General features: G+C 53.1%; 27 protein-coding genes. 7 read left to right on the forward strand and 20 right to left on the reverse strand.

Going from position 1 to position 26,411, the window contains the following annotated elements; translation table 11 throughout:
• Positions 1-119 precede the first annotated feature (119 nt).
• Both ACFOWX_RS02555 and ACFOWX_RS02560 read left to right on the forward strand, forming a co-directional pair.
• Positions 120-746, forward strand: a complete 627-nt coding sequence (locus tag ACFOWX_RS02555; RefSeq protein WP_381420975.1) for a trimeric intracellular cation channel family protein — start codon at positions 120-122, stop codon at positions 744-746.
• A gap of 127 nt (positions 747-873) precedes the next feature.
• Positions 874-2,064, forward strand: coding sequence for a hypothetical protein (locus ACFOWX_RS02560; RefSeq protein ID WP_381420977.1), 1,191 nt, complete (start codon positions 874-876; stop codon positions 2,062-2,064).
• 22 nt (positions 2,065-2,086) lie between these two features.
• On the opposite strand, the gene msrA is transcribed toward ACFOWX_RS02560, so the two are convergent.
• The 15 genes from msrA to ACFOWX_RS02635 form a co-directional block, all read right to left on the reverse strand.
• Positions 2,087-2,728 (reverse strand): peptide-methionine (S)-S-oxide reductase MsrA, encoded by a 642-nt coding sequence (gene msrA, locus ACFOWX_RS02565; protein WP_381420979.1) that lies wholly within the window; start codon positions 2,726-2,728, stop codon positions 2,087-2,089.
• 43 nt (positions 2,729-2,771) lie between these two features.
• The gene (locus ACFOWX_RS02570) at positions 2,772-2,957 is read right to left on the reverse strand and encodes a hypothetical protein (protein WP_381420981.1); all 186 of its coding nucleotides are present in this window, start codon (positions 2,955-2,957) and stop codon (positions 2,772-2,774) included.
• A gap of 133 nt (positions 2,958-3,090) precedes the next feature.
• Positions 3,091-4,296 carry a pyridoxal phosphate-dependent aminotransferase gene (locus ACFOWX_RS02575; RefSeq protein ID WP_381420983.1) on the reverse strand — a complete coding sequence of 402 codons (1,206 nt, stop codon included), beginning with the start codon at positions 4,294-4,296 and terminating at the stop codon, positions 3,091-3,093.
• Positions 4,297-4,377: 81 nt separating this feature from the next.
• On the reverse strand, positions 4,378-6,147 hold the full coding sequence (pabB, locus tag ACFOWX_RS02580; protein ID WP_381420985.1) for an aminodeoxychorismate synthase component I: 1,770 nt from the start codon (positions 6,145-6,147) through the stop codon (positions 4,378-4,380).
• Positions 6,148-6,204: 57 nt separating this feature from the next.
• On the reverse strand, positions 6,205-6,984 hold the full coding sequence (locus tag ACFOWX_RS02585; protein ID WP_381420987.1) for a molybdopterin-dependent oxidoreductase: 780 nt from the start codon (positions 6,982-6,984) through the stop codon (positions 6,205-6,207).
• The gene (locus tag ACFOWX_RS02590; protein ID WP_381421073.1) at positions 6,981-7,814 is read right to left on the reverse strand and encodes a cytochrome b/b6 domain-containing protein; all 834 of its coding nucleotides are present in this window, start codon (positions 7,812-7,814) and stop codon (positions 6,981-6,983) included. Before ACFOWX_RS02590 ends, ACFOWX_RS02585 begins: the two co-directional genes overlap by 4 nt.
• Before the next feature lie 100 nt (positions 7,815-7,914).
• Positions 7,915-10,599: an MSCRAMM family protein gene (locus ACFOWX_RS02595; RefSeq protein ID WP_381420989.1), complete on the reverse strand. Its 2,685-nt coding sequence runs from the start codon at positions 10,597-10,599 to the stop codon at positions 7,915-7,917.
• Between the two features lie 84 nt (positions 10,600-10,683).
• Positions 10,684-11,526, reverse strand: coding sequence for a fimbrial biogenesis chaperone (locus ACFOWX_RS02600; protein WP_381420991.1), 843 nt, complete (start codon positions 11,524-11,526; stop codon positions 10,684-10,686).
• 241 nt (positions 11,527-11,767) lie between these two features.
• Positions 11,768-12,265: a DUF4402 domain-containing protein gene (locus tag ACFOWX_RS02605; RefSeq protein ID WP_381420993.1), complete on the reverse strand. Its 498-nt coding sequence runs from the start codon at positions 12,263-12,265 to the stop codon at positions 11,768-11,770.
• Positions 12,266-12,524: 259 nt separating this feature from the next.
• Positions 12,525-13,475, reverse strand: a complete 951-nt coding sequence (locus ACFOWX_RS02610) for a ParB/RepB/Spo0J family partition protein (RefSeq protein WP_381420995.1) — start codon at positions 13,473-13,475, stop codon at positions 12,525-12,527.
• Positions 13,472-14,254 carry a ParA family protein gene (locus tag ACFOWX_RS02615; protein WP_381421075.1) on the reverse strand — a complete coding sequence of 261 codons (783 nt, stop codon included), beginning with the start codon at positions 14,252-14,254 and terminating at the stop codon, positions 13,472-13,474. The genes ACFOWX_RS02610 and ACFOWX_RS02615 overlap by 4 nt, the downstream gene beginning before the upstream one ends.
• Before the next feature lie 13 nt (positions 14,255-14,267).
• Positions 14,268-14,918: a 16S rRNA (guanine(527)-N(7))-methyltransferase RsmG gene (gene rsmG / locus ACFOWX_RS02620; RefSeq protein ID WP_381420997.1), complete on the reverse strand. Its 651-nt coding sequence runs from the start codon at positions 14,916-14,918 to the stop codon at positions 14,268-14,270.
• Positions 14,915-16,804 carry a tRNA uridine-5-carboxymethylaminomethyl(34) synthesis enzyme MnmG gene (gene mnmG, locus ACFOWX_RS02625; RefSeq protein ID WP_381420999.1) on the reverse strand — a complete coding sequence of 630 codons (1,890 nt, stop codon included), beginning with the start codon at positions 16,802-16,804 and terminating at the stop codon, positions 14,915-14,917. Before mnmG ends, rsmG begins: the two co-directional genes overlap by 4 nt.
• Positions 16,805-16,888: 84 nt before the next feature.
• Positions 16,889-18,184, reverse strand: coding sequence for a tRNA uridine-5-carboxymethylaminomethyl(34) synthesis GTPase MnmE (gene mnmE, locus ACFOWX_RS02630; protein ID WP_381421002.1), 1,296 nt, complete (start codon positions 18,182-18,184; stop codon positions 16,889-16,891).
• Positions 18,185-18,208: 24 nt separating this feature from the next.
• Positions 18,209-18,463, reverse strand: a complete 255-nt coding sequence (locus tag ACFOWX_RS02635; protein WP_381421004.1) for a DUF6489 family protein — start codon at positions 18,461-18,463, stop codon at positions 18,209-18,211.
• 101 nt (positions 18,464-18,564) lie between these two features.
• Between ACFOWX_RS02635 and ACFOWX_RS02640 the strand changes: the two genes are divergently transcribed.
• Positions 18,565-19,275, forward strand: a complete 711-nt coding sequence (locus ACFOWX_RS02640) for a dienelactone hydrolase family protein (protein WP_381421006.1) — start codon at positions 18,565-18,567, stop codon at positions 19,273-19,275.
• Position 19,276: 1 nt separating this feature from the next.
• Here ACFOWX_RS02640 and ACFOWX_RS02645 read toward each other — a convergent pair whose 3' ends face one another.
• From ACFOWX_RS02645 to hemE, 5 genes are all read right to left on the reverse strand, one after another.
• Complete coding sequence (locus ACFOWX_RS02645; protein WP_381421008.1) at positions 19,277-20,002, reverse strand: TerC family protein; 726 nt, start codon at positions 20,000-20,002, stop codon at positions 19,277-19,279.
• Positions 19,999-20,295: an antibiotic biosynthesis monooxygenase family protein gene (locus tag ACFOWX_RS02650; protein ID WP_381421010.1), complete on the reverse strand. Its 297-nt coding sequence runs from the start codon at positions 20,293-20,295 to the stop codon at positions 19,999-20,001. The genes ACFOWX_RS02645 and ACFOWX_RS02650 overlap by 4 nt, the downstream gene beginning before the upstream one ends.
• Positions 20,296-20,306: 11 nt before the next feature.
• Positions 20,307-21,563, reverse strand: a complete 1,257-nt coding sequence (gene rho / locus ACFOWX_RS02655) for a transcription termination factor Rho (protein WP_381421012.1) — start codon at positions 21,561-21,563, stop codon at positions 20,307-20,309.
• A 168-nt stretch (positions 21,564-21,731) separates the two neighbouring features.
• Positions 21,732-22,175 (reverse strand): CopD family protein, encoded by a 444-nt coding sequence (locus ACFOWX_RS02660; RefSeq protein WP_381421013.1) that lies wholly within the window; start codon positions 22,173-22,175, stop codon positions 21,732-21,734.
• A gap of 3 nt (positions 22,176-22,178) precedes the next feature.
• Positions 22,179-23,222, reverse strand: coding sequence for a uroporphyrinogen decarboxylase (gene hemE, locus ACFOWX_RS02665; protein WP_381421015.1), 1,044 nt, complete (start codon positions 23,220-23,222; stop codon positions 22,179-22,181).
• Between the two features lie 300 nt (positions 23,223-23,522).
• Here hemE and ACFOWX_RS02670 point away from each other — a divergent pair, with 300 nt between their 5' ends.
• From ACFOWX_RS02670 to coaE, 4 genes are read left to right on the forward strand one after another with little or no spacing between them, the layout of a single operon-like run.
• The gene (locus ACFOWX_RS02670) at positions 23,523-24,341 is read left to right on the forward strand and encodes a pyruvate, water dikinase regulatory protein (protein ID WP_381421016.1); all 819 of its coding nucleotides are present in this window, start codon (positions 23,523-23,525) and stop codon (positions 24,339-24,341) included.
• Positions 24,338-24,952 carry a Maf family protein gene (locus tag ACFOWX_RS02675; RefSeq protein ID WP_381421018.1) on the forward strand — a complete coding sequence of 205 codons (615 nt, stop codon included), beginning with the start codon at positions 24,338-24,340 and terminating at the stop codon, positions 24,950-24,952. The genes ACFOWX_RS02670 and ACFOWX_RS02675 overlap by 4 nt, the downstream gene beginning before the upstream one ends.
• Positions 24,949-25,773: a shikimate dehydrogenase family protein gene (locus ACFOWX_RS02680; RefSeq protein WP_381421019.1), complete on the forward strand. Its 825-nt coding sequence runs from the start codon at positions 24,949-24,951 to the stop codon at positions 25,771-25,773. The genes ACFOWX_RS02675 and ACFOWX_RS02680 overlap by 4 nt, the downstream gene beginning before the upstream one ends.
• On the forward strand, positions 25,770-26,405 hold the full coding sequence (coaE, locus tag ACFOWX_RS02685) for a dephospho-CoA kinase (protein WP_381421020.1): 636 nt from the start codon (positions 25,770-25,772) through the stop codon (positions 26,403-26,405). Before ACFOWX_RS02680 ends, coaE begins: the two co-directional genes overlap by 4 nt.
• Positions 26,406-26,411: the final 6 nt, after the last annotated feature.

Below are 26,411 nucleotides of genomic sequence, written 5' to 3' on the forward strand. Positions count from 1 at the left end.
CTGGCGCATCCCTTTCAAAGGATATTGAAAATGTGCCAACGCGCTGTGCGCTTTTCCGCGAAAATTTCGCCGACAGGATCATGGCCCTATCGTCCTATCTAAGGGGGTAGCCTCAAAAAATGACCGACATCGGCTTCTGGCTTAAACTACTCGACTATTTTGGAATCGCGGTATTTGCCGCATCTGGCGCGTTGATGGCGGCGCGGCAGGGGCAAACTCTGGTTACCTTTGCTTTTTTCGCATTGGTAACCGGCGTGGGCGGAGGCAGCGTCCGTGACCTGCTGATCGGCGCGCCGGTTTTTTGGGTCCAGGATGGACTGGTTTCTCTGTTATGCATTGGCATTGCGTTGCTTGTTTGGATCGCGCCTGAAAAATGGTGGCAGGACAATTTGCTGGAATGGTTTGATGCGGTGGGGCTGGCCGCTTATTCCGTATTCGGTACGGCAAAGGCGCTGACCTTTGGCGTGCCGCCTTTTCCAGCCATTTTGATGGGCGTTATCACCGCCTGTGTGGGCGGGATCATCCGTGATGTGCTTGCCAGTCAGCCATCGATCATTATGCGGCCAGAGCTTTATGTGACCGCAGCCTTTGCATCCGCCGCGGCCTTTGCTTTGCTGCTGATGCTGGGGCTGGTTCCGTTTGTGGCCGCCTTGATCGCGGCGCCACTTGGCTTCGCGCTGCGCGCTTCGGCCATCCATTGGCAAATCGCGTTGCCAAGCTATCACTCCAAAAGCGGACCGGAATGATGAAACACTGTGCGGTGCCCAGATGGTATATCGGGCAGTGCATTGCGAAGCTATACATACTTGGGTCATGTCTATAGAAATACTCTGTCATCTTACAAAGCTGACGTAAGGGTGGGAGATAAATTTGATGATCAAGGGCTTACGTTTTTTCCTGCTGGTTGGCCTGTTATCACCGGCCACTCTACCTGCTGCGCCTTTAAGCGTCTCGGTCACCGCCGAGCATCAGGCCATAACCCCCAATATGCGGACAGTTCCGATACATATCGGAGGCCGGACACAGGCAACGGCATTGCCCTCGCCCATGCCGAAAGGTGCGATGGCGCATAGTCATGAATGGCCAGGTATATATTTCGAAGCTGCCTTTGTCGGCGACCGTGTCTTCCTCAAATTTGATGACCGCTATAATCAGTATCGCCTGATCGTCGATGACAATGCGCCGATCATAATAGACCAACCGGGAAATTCGGAATTTGCAGTCAACGGCCTAAAATGGGGCAAACACCGCCTGCGTCTGGAGAAGATCAGCGAAAGCATTAAGGTTCGCGGAACATTCAGCGGTTTTTTCGTGCCCCGAAACCACAAGCCGTTGCCGTTCCAGAGCCGTGTGAAGCAGATTGAGTTTATCGGTCCATCGGCAATGACTGGCTACGGCGTAAACTCAACCAAGCATGAATGTTCTCCAGAAGAATGGCGTAAGGCAACAAATGTTCAGATTGGCTATGCCGCGCTGGTGGCCAAACATTATGATGCGGATTATCAGATTAATGCCATATCTGGCCGTGGGCTTGTTCGTAACTGGAAAGATGCCCGAACAGAATCTGGTCTGGCGGCGCTTTACCCCTATATGTTTTCCGATAAATCGGTTGCTTATACTGATAGCAATTGGCGCCCACAAATTATCCGAATTAGCGGTTGGGTCGACTTAATTGCTGGCCCGATTGAACCCGAAGAACAGTGGAAAGACCATTTTCTTCTCTATGCCGATTGGACTGATGCATTAAGTGCGTTGGTCGTCGACCTTCACACGCGAAGTCCACAGGCAGCCATTCTGATCGATTGGTCAACCGCGCAAGACTTGTGGGGAATGCCTCAATATCAACCCAACGTGGATGCAGCCGAGGCCACAATTACCTCTGTCGCACGTGAGGCAGGTGTCCGAAAGATTGTGTTTGGCGACTTTTCCATTCGTCCCACAAATATTCCGACACTGGAAATGACTGCATGCCACAACCACCTCAGCGTCAGGGACAATGAACGTATCGCTGAATGGATGATCGCCTATATTGATGCCCATCCGGATTTATGGGGTGGGAAATAGCAGGCAGCGCCGCCGCAACTGTTTACCGATAAACCCCCGGAAACAATCGCTTCAAATTCACCAGCTTTGGAGCATCATAGGTACGGATATAGGCGTCGTTCGGGTTATTGCGCATATAGTCCTGATGATAGGATTCGGCTGGGTAAAATGTGCCGCTTTCAATGCGGGTCACCGGTTTTGCGCCCCACGGACTTTTTACGGATAATTGCTGAATATACGCGCCGGCCGCTTTTTTCTGCGCAGCGGTGACCGGGAAGATGGCGCTGCGATATTGCGTGCCCTTGTCCGGGCCCTGACGGTTGAGCTGGGTCGGGTCATGTGCCACCGAGAAATATATATGCAGCAATTGATTATAGCTGATTTTTTTGGGATCATAAATCACGCGCACTGCTTCGGCATGGCCAGTCTGTCCGCTACTTACTTTGACATAGCTGGCGTCGGCTTTGGTGCCCCCGGCATAGCCCGATTCAACCCGCGTGACGCCTTTGCTATGTTCAAATACACCCTCAACACCCCAGAAACATCCGCCCGCGAATATCGCCGTTTGTAATGCGGGGGATTCCACTATCGCCGATTTAGGAGGTGCAATCTTAATGCCTTCAGCCGCCATTGCTGGCTGCGTTACGGCCAGCCGCCCCGCATTTTGGGCGATTAAAAATGTCACGAAAATGGCCGCTGTTGTAGCCGCCAAAGGATAAAATCTATTTTTACTTGCGATTGGGAATTTCGATTTCGCCATGACTAGTTGTCTCCACCGTCACGGACTTTACCGCATCCTGATTGCTTACCGCGCTGGCGGGATTGATAAACGCAATGCCAGCAAGCCCCAAGGCGAAGCCGCCTGCAAGGCTGAGGAAGAGATCGGAACGGATAAAGTCAACAAGACGGTTCATAATGTTTTTCCAATTATCACAGGCTTTGTTCGGTGCATAAGCGGGAAAGGTTACCGTCTTTGCTCGACAATTTTGCATGCAATAAATACCGTTAAGCCCAGCTTAACAGCGGAAAAACAGCCGGAATTTGCGATCAGTTGAGCGCTGCACACGCCGACTGGATGCGCTTGCAGGCTTCAATCAATATCTCGTTTGACGTCGCGTAGCTGATTCGGAAACCTGGTGACAGGCCGAACGCCCCGCCGTGCACCGCCGCAACCCGCGCCTCGTCTAAGAAATACTCGATCAGATCTTCGTCATTTTCAATGACTTTACCCTTTGGCGTCGTTTTACCCATCAACTCGCTGGCGTCGGGATATACGTAAAAGGCACCTTCGGGCACCGGACAATTTAGCCCCGGGGCATCGTTGAGCATTGCCACCACCAGATCGCGGCGCTCCTTAAACTTCGCATTGCGTTCTTTCAGGAAATCCTGCGATCCGTTGAGTGCCGCCAAGGCTGCGTGTTGGCTGATGGAGCAGGGGTTGCTGGTGGATTGCGATTGCAGCTTAGCCATCGCCTTTATCAGCCATGCAGGCCCGCCAGCATAGCCAATCCGCCATCCAGTCATCGCATAGGCTTTCGACGCGCCGCTGACCGTCAATGTCCGGTCATATAAATCGGGGCAAACCTGAGCAATCGTCGCAAATGGCGTATCGGCATACCAGATATGTTCATACATATCGTCGGTCATCACCATGACGTGGGGATGACGCAGCAAGACCTCGCCCAGCGCCTTCAGCTCATCCGCGCTATAGGCCGCGCCCGTTGGGTTGGACGGCGAGTTGATGATCAACCAACGCGTTTGCGGGGTGATCGCCGCCTCAAGTTGAGCGGGAAGCATCTTGTAATGTTGATCCGCACTGGCCGATACAATGACTGGCGTGCCGCCTGCAAATTGCACAATATCGGGATAGCTGACCCAATAGGGTGCAGGGATAATCACTTCATCTCCCGCTTCGACCGTCGCAACCAGCGCATTGAATAAAGTGTGCTTTCCGCCATTATTCACACTGATCTGATTGACTTCGTAATGCAGGTCATTGTCGCGTTTAAACTTCGCTGCCACCGCTTTTTTAAGCGGCGCAATGCCGTCAACATTGGTATAATTTGTTTCACCGTCGCGAATGGCCTTGATCGCTGCCTCTTTGACAAAATCCGGGGTATCAAAATCGGGTTCCCCCGCCGAAAGGCCGATCACGTCAATGCCTTGTTCCTTAAGCTCGGTTACCTTGGCCGACATGGCCAAAGTGGCAGAGGGAGCAATCCGGTTAAGCGCGGCAGTTAGGCGGTTCGTCATTATAGTCTTTCCAGCAAATTTTGCGTTTAGTTGCGTGCAAGCCCGTAAGCGCTACCGGAATATTTCGCAACAAATTTAGGATCAGGACCTATGAATTCGCGCAGAAATAAGCCCGCGCAGGCTGTTGCCGACAAAAAATCCATCCTCTAAATCCGCAGGCCGCAAATCGGCCTCAATCGCCTCGCCATTTTCGATCAGCTCGCGCCTTAATATGGATGGCAACAGTCCGCGCGCCACAGGCGGCGTCAGCAACTTGCCATCACGCGCCAAGAATATAGAGGTAAAACTGCCTTCGGTTAGATAGCCGTCCGCATCGGTAAAGAGCACCTCATCGGCGGGCGCATATTGTTTGCGGGCATCATCATAAAATGCCCGGTCGCTGCATTTATGGCAAAGCCGAAAATCGTCACGAGCAACGGGTAACCGCGTAATCGCGACCTGCCAATCGGACGAAGGCGGCTGAGGTAGAGGGCGAACCTCTATCGCGATAGAACCGGCCCGCGATAACAGCAATCTTACCTTGCTGGGGCTTTCCAAATGAAACGTGACGGCATGCAGTTGATTGCGGGCTGCATGACGATCAAATTCAAAACCCAATGCCCTTGCACTTTCCTTCATCCGTTCCAAATGCAATTCTAACCGGATAAGGCCGTCCGCCGGCTCAAACCGCATAGTTTCAATCAAATCGAAGCCATAGCCTGCCATTTTCGCAAACTCCCCCTTGGCCAGACATTCGGCCCATTCGTCGCCCGCAACCGAATCCGCTACCACGCCCGAACCAAGACCGAATGAAATCTGTTTCGCCTCTTCATCCAACGAAAATGTCCGAATGGCAACATTGAATGCCGCGTCCCCATCCTGATCAATCCGGCCTATCGATCCGCAATAGATGCCGCGAGCGCTGTGTTCAATTTCGGATATGATTTCCATCGCGCGAATTTTGGGCGCGCCCGTTATCGATCCGCAGGGAAAGATTGCTTCGATCAAATCCACTGCATCGCGCCCCTTTTCAAGCGAGCCAGTGACCGTTGAAGTCATTTGATGGACTGTTGGATAGCTTTCGACACGGAATAGGTCGGGCACCTCGACCGATCCTGGCACACAAATACGCGACAAATCGTTACGCAGCAGATCGACGATCATAAGATTTTCTGCCCGCTGTTTGGGATCACTGCGCAGCTTTTCTGCGGCTGCCTTATCCCTATCGGGATCCGCGCAGCGGCTTGCCGTGCCCTTCATTGGCCGGGCCGTGACTTGCCCTTGGCGGCAGGAAAAAAACAGCTCTGGCGAAAATGACAATATCCATTCTTTTCCAGTCCATACCGCCGCCCCATACCCCGCCGCCGCATTTGCGCGAATGGCGGCATATAGCGCAAGCGGGCTTCCTGCATAACGAGCAGCCGCACGAAAGGTCAGATTGGCCTGATAGATATCACCTGCGCGGATATATTCCTGCACTTTCGCAAAAGCTGCATGATATTCACTTGCGGTTATTTCAAGCTGAACCGCCGACAGATAGGCCCCCGCCGGGTTAGGAAGGTATGACGCCACGGCGGTGCGATCAACAATCTGATAGTCTTTAAATAACCCGAACCAAGCAAGCGGTGCATTTTGATCCGCTACCGCTGCAAATGATGCATGTTGCAGCGCATAGCCCGCTTCATATCCCAAATAGCCTGCCGCGTGATAACCGTCTAACCGCGCTTGACGCAGCGATGAAAAAAGTTCGGGCAATTGCGATGGGCCAGTTGCGGTTAAAATCTGGTCCGGCCGTTGATATAACCGCGAGGGCGCGGCATTATCCCGTCTCGCATCATCGAAGAATAAAAATGGCGCATCGGGCGTTATCATTGCCGCTGCTATAGCCGATAATTGAGGCCAGTGAAGCTATTGTGCAGCGGGAGTGGATCAAATGCCAGCATACCAGGCATAATCGGCGACATCCTCCCAATATCCGCCTTTGCCCTGACCAAATTTTGTTAAATCATCGGTAGCCTCAATCCGCATGACAAATTTGGCATGCTTATATCCCAATTGCCGCTCCACGCGCAGCCTGATGGGCGCGCCATGCCCGGTCGGCAGCATGGCACCATTCATGCCCCAGGCCAATATCGTTTGCGGGTGAAAAGCATCAATCAGATCGATGCTTTCATAATAGGCATCCGCTCCAAAACGGTCGGCACAGTGAAAGACAAGATAGCGGGCGGCGGGTAATAAGCCGCTCCGATCCAATAGGGGCCCCAGCTGCGGCCCGCGCCACCGGCCGATGGCGCTCCATCCTTCGACACAATCATGCCGCGTAATTTGTTCCCGCGACGGCATGGCCATAAGCTGCGCCAAGGAATAGGACGCCCGGCGCGCTACCATGCCGTCAATTTTGAGTTTCCAGTTGGCAAACCGTTGCGCCAAATGTGCCTGATATTCGTCCGTATCGCCCGTGATCGAACCATTCATTCTGAATTTCGGCGACATATCGGCCAAGCGATATTCGCGGGCCAAGGCATTTCTGTCCATGATGATCCGCTGGGCACCCTGATGCAGTTTTTCAGCGCCGCTTAATATCTGCCGAACGCCCGCATTGTCGTTTAACGCATCGCATCCCGTGACCAACAATCCGCCAGCGGCAGCGCCTGCCGCTTGTAAAAAACGGCGGCGGGGGAGTATGGGCTTCTTGTCGCCTTTGATCATGCGTCGTTCCTTGGAGGCCGTCCGGTGACCATCGCCCGGATATGCTTCACCGGTCCAGCCAGCAACACCATCACCATATGCACGGCGAAAAAGCCGATGAGCGAAAACGCGATCAGGAAATGAAGGGAGCGTGCCGATTGCCGCCCGCCAAATATATCAATCAACCAGGGCCAAGCCGCATTCATCGCAGGAGACATGGCAAGGCCGGTGAAGATCATCATTGGCAACATTAGGAATATCACGGCTATATAACTGAATTTCTGTAATATATTATAATGTCCGGCTTCATCTCCCTTGGCAAAACGGAGGCGGAGATGGTCCTTGATGTCTTGCCAGATATGGGCAGGCCGCCATTCCTGGCGAGTGATATGCAAGCTGTCCCGTATATGCCCTTTCAACAGCCCGGCGATCAAATATAGCATCAGGGCGAGGCTGAATATCCAGGCAAAAGCCAAATGCCATAGCCGGGCATCGGCAAGGCTATATTCGGACGGTATGGTCGCCCAATACGGAAAGGCATGGGTTTTCAGGGTCCCGTCGGCACCTTCATATACGCCCAGAATTCCAGTGCTATCGAGGCGCCTGTCGCCAATCTGTATGAAGCCGCGCCCTTGATCATCACCAATTTCGAACCAGGCAGGGTCATCATGTGCGCCATATTCGCCCCAATATAGCCGGGGGTGAGCGTTAAAAATCATCAAACCGCTCATCAACAAAATCATTAGCGCTGCCGCATTTGCCCAATGCCATAACCGCACCGTCAATGGGTGACGTATTGCGGAAGGCTGCTTTGCAGGTGGCGGCATGGCCGGCTTATGCGCTTCGCTCATTTCAGTCTGTGTCCTGTCGGGCATGGGCAAACCCTACTCTGCCACCATCTATTCAGCAAGACACACCCCTTTGTTACATGGAGGGCGACGATAGCCGCGTCTATTTTTTCGCCGTTTGCGGGTCGGCGGATAACGTATCTGCTGCGTCTGCAATCCGTTTGGCTGGCTGCGCTGTCACAATGCCCAATTCGGCCATGGGCCGCGTCTTGCTCAGTTCGGCGATTTCGGACAAACGGCTATTCACCCCTATAATATTGGCGGCGAGCGGCGATATTTGCAGGCGATATTTGCCGTAAGGCACGCCTTCAAACAGGAAAAATCCGTCATACTCGCTGCGGGTCGTCTTCACGACATTGCCCTTTTGGTCAAGCAGGTCGATATCGACGCCGCTTAAGATGCGTCCGCCCTCTTTTTGCAACGTGCCCGCAATTTCACCCGCCGCAACAAGCGGCAATTCAACAACAAATGGTATGCCCGGACGGGGTGTCACAACGATGCCTTTGGTGGCCGGCTGCACAAATGGATCGGGCAGACTGGACGCGTCGACACCGATTAAAATGGGCTGGAATGGCTGCAACCCGTCGATCATCGATGCCCCGGTCGCATCTGTCGGCTTACCACGGCCATTCAAACCCGCAGTCAACTCCACCTCTTTATGCAATGGCTCCTCGGGTTGGCGGATCCCGTCGCCATTTTCATCGGTATAAACGATCGCCAGCGCCTGTCCCGTCGCCGCCAGTTTTTCCGATGCCACCCGGAAACCGCCGCGCGGATCGGGGCCGAGGCTGAATGCCAGGCTCAGGCCTGCGGCAACAGAGCCATCGGTTGCGGCTTCCAATTGCCCGGTCAACGCAAATTTTTCGAATCGGCGTGTATATCCAGCAGACAAACGCCCACGGTCGCTTGCGGCATTATAGCCAAGCTCCAAACGATATTCCGAACGATCGCTCGCCCGGTAATCAGCCGTCAATTTTGATTCGCGAAAACCCGTATCGTCACCCGACAGCCCGAATTCCGTCTCGCCGCGAAGACGTACACGGCCGATCCGGCCCGATAAACGCATAAGGGCATCAAGCCGGGCGGGTGGGTCATTGCCAAATGCCCGTTTTTCCTGTTCCCATTTGATTTCCGTACTTGCATTTATCCTATTGATATTAAACGATAAACGGCCAAGCATTTCCAATGTTTCATCGCCGCTGGTCCGGCGCCTATGGCGCGCTTCTACATGAACGGGAATTTTTTCGCCAAAGATGCTGACGCTTTGGTCGACGGAAAGCGCCAATAGCCGTTGTAGGTCAATTTCAAATCGTTCGCTTTGATAACCGTCTTGAAACAGCGCGGCTTCCGCGCTCACCGATGTTTCTCCAAATTGCGCTAATGCCTGACCGCGCAAGGCATAGCCCCCAGCAAAATTGCTGGCCGCTGATAGTTCCATCAATGCAGGCCCCAATGCCCGGCGCAGCGACCCTTCCAAATAATTGCGCCTTACGCCTCTGAATTGGGAGCTGGTAAAGGCCGCACCGACCGATGTCCGCGCATCTATCCCGCGTTCCAAACCAAATCCGCCGCGCCACCCATCGGTATCTGCCGCAACATCGCTGCCAAAATTCAACAAATCCTGACCAGCATCTTGAATCCCGGCCCAATAATAAGTTTCACGCGGCGGAATGGAATCGAGGCCAACAGGAATTAAGCGGCTATCACGCCTGACTTGACCCTGCGGGCCATATAATATGACCTCAAACTGGTTTTGCCCAAATTGGAGCGGCACGTCGAGAAATTCATAACGGCCATCACCGCGGCTTTGCACATATCCGATCAATTGATCATTGCGATAAAGCTCAGCATCCCACCCATCGGGCAGCTCGCCGCGAAATGTGGTGCGGTCGAAACTATCAGGCCGTTCTGTAGGCCGATTGGTAACGTAGGCCCCGCGCCCCGCGCTCCCCTGTGGTCCCAGCGCGGTCGAGGCCGTAGAGACATCACCAACCGCAAAATGTGTCGCCGCAAGCGGCCCCAATAGCTGACCTGCTGGATCGGTACGATAGGCCCGAAAACGAAGCTTTTCCGGAACACCCTGGTTATCCGAAGATAAACGCGCGTCAAATGACGCCCCGGCCAATTCACCGCTGGCATAAACCTCATATCGCGCGTCAAAAGTTGCGCCGCGCAATTTATCCTGCCGCGCGCCTGCCGACGCCACGACGTCAATAGACGGTGTGCGCCACAGTTTGTAGGGATCATGCGCCTGTGGCAGGGACGATAGATCAAATGTCTTGCGCGGTTGAACCTTACCCGCCCGGGCTTTGCGTTCTTCAGCCAGTTCGAAAGGCAGCTTTTCGTCCGATTCCAGGATCAGTAACGAATTGGATAAATCGGGCGTGACTTTTACGTCCAACCATTGAGCCAATATATCTGTATTCACGCACCAGCCTTCCGGCGTGTCATAAATGTCATTAGGCTTGATCTTAGTTTCCTTGTTCACGATTTGTACTATACCAAGGTCACGGTCGATGGTGATTATGCGGTTTTCCTTAAACAACCAGCCAGTTGCGCGGCGCGACTTTTTGTCAAGCCGCACTGGCAGGTCCAACGCCATAATAAAATCGCCCAAATCAACGCAAATATCTGTATTAGTTTGATAACCCCTGACCCCATCGCCAACACGCCATTGCCCCGACCGCACGTCGAGTAACAGCGCATCGTCGCTATTGGCCTTCCACATATTAGCGTTATCAGACGCAAATGCAGGTGCAGCCGGAACCGATAGGGTTCCGACTGCCATGGCGACAAGCGCCAGCGTCTTTCGCAAGGTGGGAAATGATAGGGACACGTATTTGGCCGATCCTTGATCCGGGCGAGTGAGCCCTTAATTCAGGACAGATTTGACCTCCGAAATTAACGCGCCGCCATTTTCAACGGCTTCATAATAGCCGATAGTAACAGGCCCTTTTAACGCCGCCAAAATCTCCTCATTGACGGGCAAGGTTACCACGCGCGATTCGAGTTCAGGATATATTGCGATGCCGCGGGCCACCATTACTGGCTCTGAAATGCCAGGCTTGGATACCCGAATTTCTCCAAAGACAGATGCACTCCCCTTGCGGCTTAGGTCAAAAGCCAAAGCGGGACCGTCCACGGTGCTTTCGACGCGCGGGTTGGCAAGCGCTGCCTGTGCTTCCAGTTGACCTTTGCGAACAATGATCGGAATGGTCACGCCATATACCGGAATCAACTGTATCTGCACGCCATCGCCAGCATCCTCGGTGTCCGTGACGGCAGCGGTTTTGGGAATTGCGCGAAATAACATATGCGCCCGATATTCACCGTCCGGCAGGTCCTGCATTTGGGTCAGACCAATGCGGATCGATTGGGGTTGATTGGGCGGCAGGGTGACACGGCGCGGCGCATAACGGATAATCCGCTGTATTGCCTGCTCTTTTTCATTGGCCGCCTCTTCCGGCACTTCTTCCAATCGTCCGACATCATTCATTCGGCGCAGCTCCAAAGAAATCCGGTATGTCGCCTCTTCTTCGCCGATGTTATTGAGGATCACCTCCGTACCCCGGCGGCCATCGAGCACCACGCGGGTCGGCGCAACCAGCAAGTCTCCGGCGGCATAGGCCGGGGCGGACATCACCATCGGCGCTGTGACCATAGTCGCCATAACGAGGGCAAATGGGCTGAACGATTGGGCGATTTTTGTGAACATCTATTTACTATCCTCTGTTGTTGCACAGGCGGCGACGCGCCGTGCATAATTCGAAGGATATGATTGACAGAATATAGTTACCAACAGCCTAATACACGCTACCAAATTGATGCTGCGCTATTGATCCTTGCGGGTTGCCCATATTGCAACTGCTTTGCGCGCAAAGGCAATGAGCCCCCGGATGGATTGCTCCAGCCGAGGGCTCATTTATTCATTCAACCTTTACAGAAGGTAGAAATGCTTACTGATAATCTGCAGTCACCGGGAAGGTTGTGCTGTAAACGCCAGCTGCTTGGTTTGCACCAACAGTCAACGTGCCGCCGATGTAAACAGTCTGCAAAGCAGCCGAGTTAAATGTGATCGACGCGTTGGACAATGCCAGCGAAACCGGCATATTGGCGCCAGGGCCGCTCAAAGCAACACCAGTTGTTGGAACCGACAGAGCAACAACTTGACCTTGGGTCGCGTTGGTTACCTGAAACGACGCGCGGGTCGCGGTTCCTACGCAAATAACGCCGGTGCAGCTGCGTGTGTCTGATGCCGTTGGCAAAGCAACGGTGCCGCCATCTGCGTCGCCCGCGATCAGACCAAAGTCCAGATCAGTAACAGCCGACAAAGCAACAGGTGTCAGGATTTCGGCTTCAGCATTTGCTGTCTCGGTAGCAGCATTAGCCGCGCCGGAAACCAAAGAAGCGGCTGCAATCGTTCCAGCCAAAGCGAATTTCATTTTGTTCAACATAATATAGTCCTCTTGCGACAAAGTGCAATTTCAGGAATGCCCCACTGCATCCATGGCCCCTTTTGCCGCACGAATCATAAGGACTCGCGAAGCCCTTTGGTTAATCGATCTTAACTTTTTTACTGATATAATTATTTTATTTCAATGTCTTAGATGGATTTTTTAGCGCTAAATCCGACAGGATTGGGATTCATTTGTTAACGGTGACACGATTTTACAAAGAGTTTCACCGCTATTTTGGTGGATCGGTACCGCCCGCTTAAAATGTTTCGCCGGTCAAACGCTGGCATAGCATATCAAGCTGATCCAAGCTGCCATATTGGAATGTCACCGCGCCCGCACCGCTCGAACCTTCCTGTTTGATCATCACCTTCAATCCCAACAAATCGCCCAAATGGTTTTCTACTGCGCGGATATCTGCATCGGCGCTCGCATCCCGCATGGACGGTTTTGTCGTTGCGGCCTTCGATCCTGATTTGTTTTTGCGGACCAACGCTTCGGTCGCACGGACCGACAGGCCTTTTTTAACGACGACAGCGGCAAGCTCCACCGCTTGCTCGCTCCCCAATAGCGCCCGAGCATGGCCCATTTGCAGTTTATTTTCGATCACCAGATCGCGCAATGTTGGCGGCAGGTCGAGCAGACGCATCATATTGGCAACATGACTGCGCGACTTATCGACAATTTGCGCCAGCGCCGCTTGGCTGTGACCAAATTCGTCAGACAGCCTTTTATAGGCTTCGGCCTCCTCGATTGGGTTCAGATCCTGCCGCTGAATATTTTCTATAATCGCTATTTCAAGCGTTTCCGCGTCATCAAAATCCCGAACTATGGCGGGAATGCTATGGATTTGTGCTTTTTGTGCCGCACGCCAGCGCCGTTCACCGGCGACAATTTGATAGCCTTTTCCAAAAGGGCGCACGACGATGGGCTGAATTATTCCATGACGCGATAGGCTTTGCGCCAATTCCTCCAATGCGGGTTCGGCAAAATGCCGCCGCGGTTGAGCGGGGTTGGGCGTGATATCGGCGACATTGATAGAAGCGATCCCGGCTGCTACCGCCCGTGCTTTACTGTTCGAGTTAACGGCAGATGCATCGCCATCATCGCGCACTACCGGCTGTTCCCGGATGGCCTCACCCAGCAGCGCGTCCAATCCGCGCCCGAGGCCCAATTTGCGAGGCACTGCTTTTTCCTTTGGATCGCTCATGCGGCTAACTCCTCTTTTGCGGGCAGGCGGCCGATCAATTCCCGGGCAAGCGCCATATAAGCCTCAGAACCGCTGCACCGATGATCATAAACTAATGCGGGCAATCCATGGCTCGGCGCCTCGGACAGGCGCACATTGCGCGGTATGACGGTGTCAAAAACCAATCCGCTTAAGCAGCTGCGCACATCCTCCTCAACCTGATCGGTCAAGCGGTTGCGGCGGTCATACATGGTCAAGACTACACCCCGGATCGATAAATCGGGGTTGAAGCGTTTTTGTATCCGTTCAACTGTTTGTAAAAGCTGACTTAATCCTTCCAATGCAAAAAATTCGCATTGCAACGGGACAATGATGGAATCGACCGCGACCAGAGCATTGATCGTAAGCAAACCCAAAGAGGGCGGGCAGTCGATCAGCACAATATCCCATTTATCCGCCGCGTCATCGAAAGCGGTCTTTAACCGGTGCGTCCGATCTTCAAACTCCACCAATTCTACTTCAGCGCCGGATAAATCGACCGTGGCCGGAATAATGTCCAATTCCGGAATAATCGTTGCTATGGCCGATTCCTCAATTCCCGCTTCACCGAATAATAAATCATAACTGCTATGCACGCGGTCCGCCTGTTTTACGCCGAGCCCGGTGGAGGCGTTGCCTTGTGGATCGAGATCGATCAACAAGCATTTCCATCCGCTCGCCGCCATTGCGGTGGCCATATTGATTGCGGTTGTGGTCTTCCCGACGCCGCCTTTTTGGTTCGCAATTGCTATACGGATCATCATTATATCCTCGCTATTTTTTTGCCTTTTTCGGCAAAACACCGCGTAAACGGCCGATCAATATTCCCGCATCCGCATCGGTTATGCTTGGCACGACGCGAAAATCAATGGGCCATTGACCTGTGACATCTTCCATTTCCTTAACCGCATTTCGGCCCTTTGGTAATAGCCAGTAACTCTTTTCTGTGGAAAATCGCGCCGCGCCGCTCAACAATCGGGGCAGCGGGGCAAAGGCTCGGGCGCTAATTACATCATATTTTTGACTTTGTAGCTTTTCGACAGGACTTCCGGCTATTTGCACCTGTGTCCCAAAATCGAGCAACAAAGCCGCCCGCTCCAAATAATCTATCCGCCGTGCGCGCGATTCAACCAAGGTGATCTGATGATTCGTGAGCAGCGCAATCACGATTCCTGGAAAACCAGCACCAGAGCCTAGGTCCAACCAGCGCTGATGCTTCTGCATATCCGCAGGTAAATGGATCAGCAATTGAGCGCTATCGACTATATGGCGGGCCCATATGCTATCCAAAGTCGATGCAGCGATTAAATTCTGATTTTCCGCTTCAGCACGCAGAAAGGCGATGAAGCATTCCAACTTCTCCATTGTTTCACGTGAAACATTCAACTGCGATATCAGCCAAGCTTTGGCTTCATCTTCGGTCATGCTGCTTTTGATTCGGAATTGCTTGCCCGTTTGGCATGCACCAATATCGCTGCCAGCGCGGCAGGTGTAACCCCCCTCACCCGGGCTGCCGCCGCCAATGTTTCAGGCCGGGCCAAACTCAATCGCTCTACCATCTCATTCGACAAGCCTGCAATTGACTTATAGTTAAAATCAGCTGCCAACCGAATACGCTCATTGCTGGTCAACGCCGCAATCTCGGCTTCTTGCCGGGCCATATAGGGGGCATATCGGCCGTCCTGTTCAACCTCCGCGATCAAGTCATCGGGAAATTCCGATGTTTCACATGAAACGGATAGGAGATCATTGACCGTCACGGACGGAAAGCGGAGCCAATCGATTAACGGCATCCGGCCCGCATCACTCTTAACATTCAGTCCTGCCTGAATAAGCTGATCAGCTGTTACACTTTCGGCCAAAGCGGTATCAATTGATTCGCGCTGGGCGGCACGCTGTTCATAGGCAGACTGACGCTGCGCACCAACAACGCCCACCTCAATGGCCAGCGGCGTCAACCGTGTCGCTGCATTATCAGCGCGGAGCCGCAACCGATATTCAGCCCGCGCCGTCAGCATCCGATAGGGCTCGGTCACACCTTGCAGGACAAGGTCATCGACCATGACCGCGATATAGCTGTTTGAACGGTCGATGGCCGGCGCATCGCGTTCCAATATCTGGCAAGCTGCCCCCATCCCCGCGATCAAACCCTGCGCTGCGGCTTCTTCATAACCGGTCGTGCCATTTATTTGACCAGCGCAATAAAGGCCTTCAAATCCGCTGACCGCCAAATTGCGGTCAAGCGCCCTTGGATCAATATGATCATATTCGACCGCATAGCCCGGAACAATGATTTCACAATCTTCCAAACCTGCCATCGACCGCACCATCGCCGCCTGTATGTCGGTCGGCAGGGAAGTCGAGATACCGTTGGGATAGATATAATGGCTATCCAGCCCCTCGGGTTCCAAGAAAATCTGATGCCCATCGCGGTCACCAAAACGGAATATTTTGTCTTCAATAGACGGGCAATAACGCGGCCCCTGGCCTTGAATATCGCCGCCAAATAACGGGGACCTGTCTAGGCCCGATCGAATAATATCGTGAGTGATCACATTGGTCCGGGTTACCGCGCAGAATATTTCAGGCACCGGGCGCCGTTTGGTCATCGCCGACATCGTCCAGTTGCCATCGTCGGAGGGCTGTTCGTCCAATGCCGCCCAATTTATCGTCCGGCCGTCCAAGCGCGGCGGTGTTCCTGTTTTCAAACGGGCCATCGGCAGCCCCGCCGAGCGAATCTGGTCTGCGAGTTTTAACGCGCTATTCTCGCCAATGCGTCCGCCCTCCAGCCGCTCTTCGCCGCGAAATAATTTCCCGCCTAAAAAGGTGCCAGTGGCCAATATGACTGCTTTTGCATGAACCGCGCTGCCATCTGCTAAATTGATACCTGTTACCCGCCGATCATTCCGGCCATCAAATAACAGCGCCGCCGCCTCACCCTCTATGATCGTTAGGTTTGAATAGACCCCCAATTGCCTCTGCACCGAGGCCTTAAATAATCGCCGATCAGCCTGAATTCTTGGGCCCTGAACCGCTGCACCTTTGGACGCATTGAGCATTCGATAATGTATCGCTGCATCATCTGCTGCTCGCGCGATAATGCCGTCAAAGGCATCAACCTCTCGAACCAAATGACCTTTGCCCAAACCGCCAATTGCTGGATTACAGGACATGGCACCGATCATCGCCTTGGTAAAGCTGACCAATGCGACGGCCATCCCCATGCGCGCGGCAGCTGACGCTGCTTCACAGCCCGCATGGCCGCCACCAATGACCACAATGTCAAAGTTAAGGGATGAACGATCTTTCATAGTCCAAGCCCTTTAGCGCAGGCCATGCCCATGGTCAAAGCCGCTTTCAATGTTTCACGTGAAACAATCGACAGCACAGCCGCATCACTTGCCTACGCAAAATGTTCCGAAGACCACATCGAGCAAATCCTCGGTGTGAGACCGTCCGGTCAGCGCATCTAACGCGAGCCGCGCCAAACGCAATTGTTCAGCGATGATCAACCAGTCATCGATGCCTTCAACCTCGGTGAGCGCCGCTGCCGCATCGGCCAAAAGAGCGCGCTGACGCATATTGACCGCATAGCTGTCTTCCGGTGGTAACAGGGTTTTGGCGCGCCGCGATATATCAGCCAACAATAAAGACAGGCCAGCGCCCGTCTTACCCGACACCCAAAAGGATTTAGCTGATTTTTGCTGGCGGGCCGCAATGTCGGATTTAGTCTCTACCTGGATAACATTGGGATGCGCAGGAGCCTGTTCTTCTGGGCCCAGCCAAAGGATCATGTCGGCCAGCGAAAAAGCGTGATGCGCTTTTTCTATCCCTATATTTTCAATCGCATCGTCACTGTCAATTCTTACCCCTGCAGTATCGGTGAAGATGAACGCCATGCCATCAATAGCCATAGGCACCTCAATCACATCCCGCGTCGTCCCCGCAATATCTGAAACGATAGCCGCATCTCTTTCGACCAAAGCATTCAATAAAGTGGATTTTCCGCTATTGGGCGGTCCGCCCAGCACAATGCGAAGCCCGTCGCGCAATTTTTCCGCCGCTGGCCGCGCCAATAGCTTATCGATTTCTCTGCGCAACCTGATGCAAGCATCTGTTATTACATGGCTATTCTGATCCGATACGTCATCTTCATCGGATAGGTCGAGCTCAGCCTCGGTAAGCGCCGATATACGCAGCAATTCGGTGCGCCATCCCTCCACGGCCCGGCTAAACGCCCCGCCCAGCATTTCTACCGCCGACCGTCTCTGCCATTCCGTTTCAGCGGACAGCAAATCCGAAAGACCGTCCGCTTCATTCAAATCAATCCGTCCATTTAAAAAAGCCCGGCGGGTAAACTCCCCTGCCAATGCCGGACGCATTCCTTCTATCCGGCCCAAAACCCCCTCGACCGCCCGAACAACCGCACGCCCGCCATGCAGATGTAGTTCCGCCAAGTCTTCTCCTGTTGCGCTATTCGGTGCCGGAAATAACAGCACTAGAGCCTGATCGAGCACCGTGCTGTCCATAGGATCGTACAGCTTTGCCAAAGACGGTTTTCGCATAGGCAATTTGCGCCCGGTAAGCTGCTTTACCGCGCCGAAAGCCGCAGGGCCGCTAATCCTGACGATGGCGATCGCAGATGGCGGTGCGCCGCTGGACAGCGCAAAAATGGTTGCGGCGTTTTTCATAGCGTAACGATCAAAGCAGAGGGATTACTTTTTATCCTTGCCGCCCGAAAACGCCGCCTTCGCGCCGGTTTCAATCAATTGTTGGAATAGCTGCAATCCCATTTGACCCATCGGTGCGATTTGCTTGCCCAGTTCCTGCAACTGTTCAATGCCCCCGGCACCCTGCATCAGCTTAGTGACATTTTCGACATAGGCCTCATTCGCCTTTGTCACATCGGGCAGGCCCAATAACGTCCGGGCTTCCTCCGGCGTGCAATCTATTTCTATGTTCATTTTCATGGGCCCGCTATCCTTCTTGGCTGGTTGGCGCTCTCTAACCTGATTGCTATCAATATAGGGGAAAGCGCGAATCAAACAATTGAAATTACCGGAGCAATAATATGGGCGAGTTAAAACAAATTGCAGCAATGAACGGTGAAGGCCAATTTTACGCTTATGTGGCCGCGCCAGATCAAGCTGCGTCGGCAGCGATCATCGTTATTCCCGAGATATTTGGCGTTAATGCAGGTATCAGAACGAAATGCGACCGGCTTGCCGCACAAGGCTATCTCGCCGTCGCGCCCGAACTCTTTTGGCGGTTTGCCCCAGGCGTGGAACTGGACCCAGACATTGAGGCCGACTTGCAACAGGCTTTTGGCTATTTCCAAAAATATGACGCCGACAAAGGCGTATATGATATCGAGGTAGTGATCCGGGCCGTGCGAGCGGGCCTTGACGGAACACCTCCGGCGCAAAGGGTCGGCTGCGTTGGATATTGCCTCGGCGGACGCCTTGCGTATATGGCGGCAGCGCGCACCGACATTGATGCCTCCGTTGGCTATTATGGGGTGATGATCGACCAAATGCTGGACGAATCCCACGCTATTGCCAATCCACTCATGCTTCACATTCCCACTGCCGACCATTTTGTTGGCCCAGAGGCACAGGCCGCCATTCACGCTGCATTGGATAATCATCCTAAGGTTACGCTGCACGACTATGTTGGGCTAGACCACGGTTTCGCCACCGAAACCGGACACCGGCGCAATGATGAGGGCGCAAAACTTGCCGATGCACGGACGGCGGAGTTTTTTGCCAAATGGCTGGGTTAGATTACCCCAACAAGGTCCCCAATCCGACATTTGGATCGACCCAGCCTTCGTAGATCATCTTGACCGCGACATATACGATGACGGCCAATCCAATATAGGCGATCCATTTATAGCGTTCTATATATTTGGCGATAATATTCGCGGCCACACCCATCAACGCCACCGCGAAAATCAGGCCGACGATTAAAATGCCCGGATGTTCGCGCGCAGCGCCAGCAACGGCCAGCACATTATCAAGGCTCATCGACACATCAGCGACGGCAACGGCCCAAGCTGCTCCCGCAAAGCTTTTCGCAGGGCGCAGACCTGATGATTCGTCGCCAGTAATTTCCGGCGAACCGGGACTCATCCCATCATGCCGCAATTCCCGCCACATCCGCCATGCCACCCAAACAAGCAGCAATCCGCCGATGAATATAAGCCCAATCACCTGCATGAGTTGTGTCACCACCAACGCAAAAGCGATCCGCAGAACCAGCGCCGCCAGCACCCCGATAACGATCACTTTTCTACGTTGCTCAGGGGGCAAACCAGCAGCCAAAGCGCCAACCACAATCGCATTGTCACCTGCCAAAACCAGATCAATCGCCAGCACCTGCAAAAACGCGGCAAAAGCAGCGGGTTCCGTTATGTTGCTGAAATCTTTAACAATAGCCTGCCACATATCGGCAGGTCCGCCAAATCCCTGCGCCGCAGCACTTGCAAAAATCATCAGAAAATCGATCATGAAATTACCGGTTCCTCAAAATATATAACTTCGGGCATAGGATCGTAAAAACCATGCAGCAACTCGCGCCATTTGGCATAGCGATCGGATTTGCGAAAACCCTCTTCGTGGCTCGCTACACAATCCCAACGCACCGTTAACAAATATAGATCCGCTTGCCTTGCCGCTGGCCGAACTTCAAAACCCAGAAATCCCGCAGAGGCCGCGATCAAAGGTTTCGCCTGCGCCATGGCAGCTTCAAACGCAGCAGACTGTCCTTTTCGGATATGTAATAGGGCCTGTTCCAATATCAAAACAGAAATTCCTATTGGTTCATGCTGTCGAAGAAATCCTCATTCGTCTTGGAATCCTTCATCTTGTCGAGCAGGAATTCCATCGCATCAACCGTGCCCATTTGCATCAATATGCGCCGCAATACCCACATTTTCTTAAGCTTATCGGGTTCGACCAGAATTTCTTCCTTACGTGTGCCCGATTTGCCCACATCCAATGCTGGGAAAATGCGTTTATCGGCGACTTTGCGATCAAGCACGATTTCGCTGTTGCCGGTGCCTTTGAATTCCTCAAAGATAACCTCATCCATACGGCTGCCGGTATCAATGAGCGCAGTTGCGATAATGGACAGCGAACCGCCCTCCTCGATATTTCGTGCCGCGCCAAAAAAGCGCTTTGGACGCTGCAGCGCATTGGCATCGACGCCGCCGGTTAACACCTTGCCAGAGCTCGGTACTACGGTGTTATATGCGCGGCCCAAGCGCGTGATGGAATCGAGTAGGATGACGACATCATGCTTATGCTCCACCAGCCGCTTTGCCTTTTCGATCACCATTTCGGCGACTTGAACATGGCGCGTGGCGGGTTCGTCAAAGGTCGAAGATACGACCTCACCCTTCACGCTGCGCTGCATATCGGTCACCTCTTCGGGCCGTTCGTCGATCAATAGAACGATCAGGAACACTTCAGGATGATTATCGGTAATGGCACGGGCGATATTTTGCAGCAAGACGGTTTTACCGGTGCGCGGCGGCGCGACGATCAGGGCACGCTGACCTTTGCCCTGCGGAGAAATAATATCAATCACCCGCGCCGATTTATCCTTCTCGGTCGGATCATTGCTATCCAGTGTCAATTTTTTATCCGGATAAAGCGGCGTTAAATTGTCAAAATTCACCCGGTGGCGCACGACATCAGGATCATCGAAATTGATGCTGGTCAGCTTGGTCAGCGCGAAATAACGCTCGCCATCACGCGGTGCGCGAATTTCGCCTTCAACGGTGTCGCCGGTCCGCAGCCCATATTGGCGTACAATATTGGGTGACACATAAATATCATCGGGACCCGCCAGATAATTTGCCTCTGGAGACCGCAGAAAGCCGAATGAATCAGGCAGTACCTCAATGGTGCCCAGGCCCATTGTCTCCTCGCCATCATCCGCAACCTCTTTCAGAATTGCGAACATCAAATCCTGTTTGCGCATGGTCGATGCGCCTTCAATGTCCATTTCTTCGGCCATTGCGACGAGCTCGGCGGGTTTTTTATCTTTCAAATCTTTTAAATGCATGGCGCAACCATTCGCTAATATTGGAGTCCAGACATAAGCAGGCTGGATTTTGGAGAGAGTTTTGATGGCGCTTTATATTTAACTGGAAAACGGCGCCTCATGCCCGGACGGGCTTGGCACCTCAGTTAGTCGCCTACCGCGCCCATGTCAATCAATCTGAACCGACGCTCAAAACGGCTTAACGATCACCAAAATGACGATGATAGCCGCTGCCACGCCAGGCACTTCGTTTAACAAACGCAGTTTTTTGCCGGCAAGCTTTCGTTCACCGCCGGCCAGCTTCTTTGCATAACCCGCCATCCAGCCGTGATAGCCCGATAACAGCAATACAAACAGCATTTTGGCATGGAACCAGCCTTCTTTAAAGGCGCCGATTTCATAGGCGAGATATAATCCCAAAACCCACACAACAATCATCGAAGGATTCAGGATGATTTTAATCAATCGCCTTTCGCGCTCGACCCACAGCTCGCTCTCCGCGCTGCCGATCGCGGATTCCTGATGATAGACAAAAAAGCGCGGGAGCATAAATAGCCCGGCCATCCAGAATATAACGAAAATGAGATGGGCGGATTTGAGCCAAAGATAGAGCAAAGCGAAAATGTCCGTCATAAATTATCCTGAGGCATTATCGCCTTGCACCAATTTAAGCAGCTTTGTGACATGATCAATAGGGGTATCTTGCTGAATCCCATGACCCAGATTAAAAATATGCGGGCGATCCTGAAAAGCTGATTTGATCGCCGACACCGCAATTTCCAAACTGTCTCCTCCGGCTATCAAAGCCAGCGGATCAAGATTGCCCTGAACCGGCATCCCCTTCGGCAAAATCTGATTGGCCCAGACAGGATCCACGGTTTCATCGATACCGATGGCATCGACGCCGGTTGCATTTGCGTAAGCCGCCAATTTTCCGCCCGCTCCCTTTGGAAAACCGATCACCGGAACATCGGGATGACGCGCTTTCAGCGCTTCTACAATTTTGGCATTAGGCGCAATGACCCACCGGTCAAATTGCTGCGGCGATAACGATCCTGCCCAGCTGTCAAACAATTGCACCGCATCAACTCCGGCGTCAATCTGACCCGATAGATAATCCACCGTCATATCGGCGATAGCATCAATCAGCGCGGCAAAGCGTTCTGGCTCATTATAGGCCATGCGCCGCGTCTCACTTTGATCCTTCGATCCTTGCCCATTTACCATATAGGTCGAAATCGTCCATGGGCTGCCCGCAAAGCCCAAAAAGGTGACTTCGGCAGGTAATGCCGCCGCGACCTTGCGAACGGTATCATAGATAGGCTCTAGCCGGCTTAAATCAGCTTTTAAACTGTCCAGCGGCGTCTCTGCCATACGCGGAGCGAGGCGCGGCCCTTCACCTGCCTCAAACCATAAATCCTGACCCATCGCATAGGGTATGATCAAAATATCCGAAAATAATATGGATCCGTCGAAACCAAAACGCCTGATAGGCTGCAGCGTCACTTCGGCGGCAGCATCGCTGTCATATACAAGTTCGAGAAACCCGCCTTTGTCTGCCCGCAAAGCGCGGTATTCGGGTAAATAGCGCCCTGCTTGACGCATAAGCCAGACAGGCGGGATATCTTCTTTTTGCCCGCGCAGAACATTGAGCAATTTTTTGACGGGCAGAGCAGGCATATCGGAATCAGATCCAATCAATATAATTATTTATAATAGAATGATGAAAGATGATGGTAATGTGGACAAAGCGGCCAATAAGCGCTTTTGCGGAATTTGCCAACAGCTTGACGGCAAAGCGATCTGAAAGACTCTTGGATTCGCAAATTTTATCCTCGTTATTCACAGCCTGTGTGAAACCTATTTCACTTGTGGACAATTTGTGGCCGAATCGAAGGTGAAATGACTCGCATCGGGTACAATGAGGGAGCGCCAAATTTGTCCCTTGATTTATCCACAACTAGCCCACAAAGCTGTCCTATGGCGCATAAATTCCATCTGCATCTTTTATCGGATTCCACAGGGGAAACGCTGGAAAATATCGCCAAAGCTGCGTTGGCACAGTTTGATGGCACAGATGATGTGGTCAAGCATTTTTGGCCCATGGTGCGCTCGGAAAGTCATTTGGACCGGATATTGGCTGATGTCGCAAAAAACCCTGGAATGGTGTTATTCACACTGGTGAACCGGGACACACGGCGAAAGCTGGAGCAACGATGCCGGGCGCTTAACCTGCCCGCTATTGCGGCGCTCGACACGGTTACTGATGCTTTGTCCAATATGCTGGGACAACAGGCGAAGGCCCGGCCGGGGCGGCAGCATTTGATGGACGCTGCTTATTTTGCCCGCGTGGAGGCGATACAGTTTACCATTGCCCATGATGACGGCATCAATGCGCATAATTGGGAAGAAGCGGATATCGTGCTTGCAGGTGTATCGAGGACATCGAAAACACCGACGAGCATTTATCTGGCCAATCGCGGGTATAAAACCGCGAATATTCCAATTGTACCGGAATCGCCGCCGCCTGAAAGTCTCTATACGCTTAAAAATCCAATGGTTGTTGGTCTTATCACCAATCCCGAAAGGTTGATTCAGGTACGGCGCAACCGGCTGTTATCGTTGAATCAGGCTCCAGATACCGATTATGTCGATGCCGAACGGGTAAAAGCAGAGGTGGCCTATGCGCGGCGTATGTTTGCGGATAATGATTGGCCGGTTATCGATGTCACGCGCCGTTCGATTGAGGAAAGCGCGGCGGCGATCATAAATCTTGTCAATGAAAGGGCTAATATATGAATCAAGTCATTGCCAAGGACCTGATTTTGGCATCCAAAAGCGCGGCTCGGCTCGCCATGTTGGAATCCGTTGGTCTTAAATTGGACGGTGTTGCCCCGATGGTTGACGAAGATGCGATTAAAGAGGCGATGATTGCTGAAAATGCCACGCCGCGCGTTATGAGCGATGCCTTGGCTGAAGCAAAGGCGGTCAAAATATCCAAAAAATATCCTGGCGCGCTGGTGCTGGGGTCCGACCAGATATTGGAAGGGCCAGATGGCGCGACGATGAGCAAAGCCGAAAGCCCCGATGAGGCCAAGGAAAAACTCGCTGCACTTTCGGGCAAAACCCACAGGCTATATAGCGCCGCTGTCATCGCAGAGGGCGGCAGGCCGAGCTGGCGGCATATTGAAAAGGCGGTGCTGACTATGCGCGCGCTGAGCGCCCGTTTCATCGACGAATATGTTGATCAATATTGGGAGGAAATCCGCCCATGCGTGGGCTGCTACCGCATCGAGGCAGAAGGATTGCAGCTATTCCAAAAAGTCGAAGGCGATCATCACGCGATCATGGGCATGCCGCTGCTTGCGATCCTTGATTATCTGAGGATCAGGGGTAACCTACCTTCATGACGTCATCATCGCCGCAACCCTATGCCGAGGTGATCGGTGATCCGATAGCGCAAAGTAAATCCCCGCTCATCCACGGATTTTGGCTGGAAAAACTAGGAATAAAAGCACGCTATACGGCGAATCATGTGACAGCGGACCAACTGGGTGGCTATTTTGATATGCGGCGCGGCGACCCCGATTGGCGCGGGTGCAATATCACGATTCCGCATAAAATCGCTGCGCTCGACCATGTCAGTGATCCTGGTGATATTCGGGGCAGTATCGGGGCGGTGAATACAGTATTCCGGGGAACTGACGGCGCGCTGATTGGCACAAATACAGATGCAGGCGGATTTTTCCTGCCATTGGCGGAGATGGACTGGTCGGGGCAGAGTGCCATCGTGATTGGCGCAGGCGGCGCTGCAAGAGCGGTGCTGTTTGCATTGGCGCGGGCAGGAATCGGCGAAGTAACCTTATTGGCGCGCAGCGGACTGAAAGCAGCGGGCCTGCTGGCGCATTTTGGGTTGAAGGGTAAGGTTCTACCTTTTGACGCGAAACTGCTGCCAGCCGCGTTGTTGGTGAATGCCAGCCCGCTGGGCATGAAAGGCCAAGAGCCGCTTCATATGGACCTGTCCCCGTTGGCACCGGATGCTTTGGTTTACGATCTGGTCTATGTTCCGCTCGAAACGCCATTGTTGAAAATGGCGAAATCCATGGGGTTTGAGGCTATTGACGGGCTGGATATGTTGATTGGTCAAGCTGCGCTGGCTTTTGAATTATTTTTTGGCGAAAAGCCGCCCGAAGGACATGATGATGAATTGAGGGATATTTTGGTGCGATGACCGATGCGGCTGAATCCGCTGGGGGCCGCCCCTTGATCGTTGGTCTCACGGGTTCAATCGGCATGGGCAAATCGACCGTAGCAAAAATGTTCGAGGATGAAGGGATAGCGGTTTTTGACGCCGATGCCGAGGTGCACCGGCTGCAGGGCCCAGACGGAGCACTGATTAGCGCAATCGAGGCAGCATTTCCGGGCACGACTGGCCCATATGGTGTCGATCGCAAAGCGTTGGGCGCAGCGGTTTTGGGCGATAAGGCAAAGCTGACGCAGCTCGAATCCATCATTCATCCAGCGGTCGGCAAAGCGCGAATGGCCTTTTTTGCGGCGCATCAAAATGACGATATGGTGGTTGTCGACATACCGCTTTTGTTTGAAACCGGCGGCTCCGATATGGTTGACGTGGTTATCGTGGTATCGGCTGCAGCCGATCAACAACGCGCGAGAGTATTGGCCCGCGACGGGATGACCAAAGAGAGGTTCGAACAAATATTGGCGCTTCAAACGCCCGATTCGGAAAAACGAGCAAGGGCGGATCATGTCATTTATACCGGCGCTACCCTTGATGAAACGCGGAAACAGTTGCGAAAAATCGTCAAAAAGCTGCGGCAGGGACTTGCGCAACGGCATGAATGAGCCGAT

Source organism: Sphingorhabdus arenilitoris (assembly GCF_042651485.1).
Lineage (GTDB): Bacteria > Pseudomonadota > Alphaproteobacteria > Sphingomonadales > Sphingomonadaceae > Sphingorhabdus_B > Sphingorhabdus_B arenilitoris.

What these genes read in the sequence shown, in the direction of transcription:
- ACFOWX_RS02555 (WP_381420975.1), top strand. Translation starts at nt 120, where the DNA reads ATGACCGACATCGGCTTCTGGCTTAAACTACTCGACTATTTTGGAATC.
- ACFOWX_RS02560 (WP_381420977.1), top strand. Translation starts at nt 874, where the DNA reads ATGATCAAGGGCTTACGTTTTTTCCTGCTGGTTGGCCTGTTATCACCG.
- ACFOWX_RS02570 (WP_381420981.1), bottom strand. Translation starts at nt 2,957, where the DNA reads ATGAACCGTCTTGTTGACTTTATCCGTTCCGATCTCTTCCTCAGCCTT.
- ACFOWX_RS02575 (WP_381420983.1), bottom strand. Translation starts at nt 4,296, where the DNA reads ATGACGAACCGCCTAACTGCCGCGCTTAACCGGATTGCTCCCTCTGCC.
- pabB (WP_381420985.1), bottom strand. Translation starts at nt 6,147, where the DNA reads ATGATAACGCCCGATGCGCCATTTTTATTCTTCGATGATGCGAGACGG.
- ACFOWX_RS02585 (WP_381420987.1), bottom strand. Translation starts at nt 6,984, where the DNA reads ATGATCAAAGGCGACAAGAAGCCCATACTCCCCCGCCGCCGTTTTTTA.
- ACFOWX_RS02590 (WP_381421073.1), bottom strand. Translation starts at nt 7,814, where the DNA reads ATGAGCGAAGCGCATAAGCCGGCCATGCCGCCACCTGCAAAGCAGCCT.
- ACFOWX_RS02595 (WP_381420989.1), bottom strand. Translation starts at nt 10,599, where the DNA reads ATGGCAGTCGGAACCCTATCGGTTCCGGCTGCACCTGCATTTGCGTCT.
- ACFOWX_RS02600 (WP_381420991.1), bottom strand. Translation starts at nt 11,526, where the DNA reads ATGTTCACAAAAATCGCCCAATCGTTCAGCCCATTTGCCCTCGTTATG.
- ACFOWX_RS02605 (WP_381420993.1), bottom strand. Translation starts at nt 12,265, where the DNA reads ATGTTGAACAAAATGAAATTCGCTTTGGCTGGAACGATTGCAGCCGCT.
- ACFOWX_RS02610 (WP_381420995.1), bottom strand. Translation starts at nt 13,475, where the DNA reads ATGAGCGATCCAAAGGAAAAAGCAGTGCCTCGCAAATTGGGCCTCGGG.
- ACFOWX_RS02615 (WP_381421075.1), bottom strand. Translation starts at nt 14,254, where the DNA reads ATGATCCGTATAGCAATTGCGAACCAAAAAGGCGGCGTCGGGAAGACC.
- rsmG (WP_381420997.1), bottom strand. Translation starts at nt 14,918, where the DNA reads ATGACCGAAGATGAAGCCAAAGCTTGGCTGATATCGCAGTTGAATGTT.
- mnmG (WP_381420999.1), bottom strand. Translation starts at nt 16,804, where the DNA reads ATGAAAGATCGTTCATCCCTTAACTTTGACATTGTGGTCATTGGTGGC.
- mnmE (WP_381421002.1), bottom strand. Translation starts at nt 18,184, where the DNA reads ATGAAAAACGCCGCAACCATTTTTGCGCTGTCCAGCGGCGCACCGCCA.
- ACFOWX_RS02635 (WP_381421004.1), bottom strand. Translation starts at nt 18,463, where the DNA reads ATGAAAATGAACATAGAAATAGATTGCACGCCGGAGGAAGCCCGGACG.
- ACFOWX_RS02640 (WP_381421006.1), top strand. Translation starts at nt 18,565, where the DNA reads ATGGGCGAGTTAAAACAAATTGCAGCAATGAACGGTGAAGGCCAATTT.
- ACFOWX_RS02645 (WP_381421008.1), bottom strand. Translation starts at nt 20,002, where the DNA reads ATGATCGATTTTCTGATGATTTTTGCAAGTGCTGCGGCGCAGGGATTT.
- rho (WP_381421012.1), bottom strand. Translation starts at nt 21,563, where the DNA reads ATGCATTTAAAAGATTTGAAAGATAAAAAACCCGCCGAGCTCGTCGCA.
- ACFOWX_RS02660 (WP_381421013.1), bottom strand. Translation starts at nt 22,175, where the DNA reads ATGACGGACATTTTCGCTTTGCTCTATCTTTGGCTCAAATCCGCCCAT.
- hemE (WP_381421015.1), bottom strand. Translation starts at nt 23,222, where the DNA reads ATGCCTGCTCTGCCCGTCAAAAAATTGCTCAATGTTCTGCGCGGGCAA.
- ACFOWX_RS02670 (WP_381421016.1), top strand. Translation starts at nt 23,523, where the DNA reads ATGGCGCATAAATTCCATCTGCATCTTTTATCGGATTCCACAGGGGAA.
- ACFOWX_RS02675 (WP_381421018.1), top strand. Translation starts at nt 24,338, where the DNA reads ATGAATCAAGTCATTGCCAAGGACCTGATTTTGGCATCCAAAAGCGCG.
- ACFOWX_RS02680 (WP_381421019.1), top strand. Translation starts at nt 24,949, where the DNA reads ATGACGTCATCATCGCCGCAACCCTATGCCGAGGTGATCGGTGATCCG.
- coaE (WP_381421020.1), top strand. Translation starts at nt 25,770, where the DNA reads ATGACCGATGCGGCTGAATCCGCTGGGGGCCGCCCCTTGATCGTTGGT.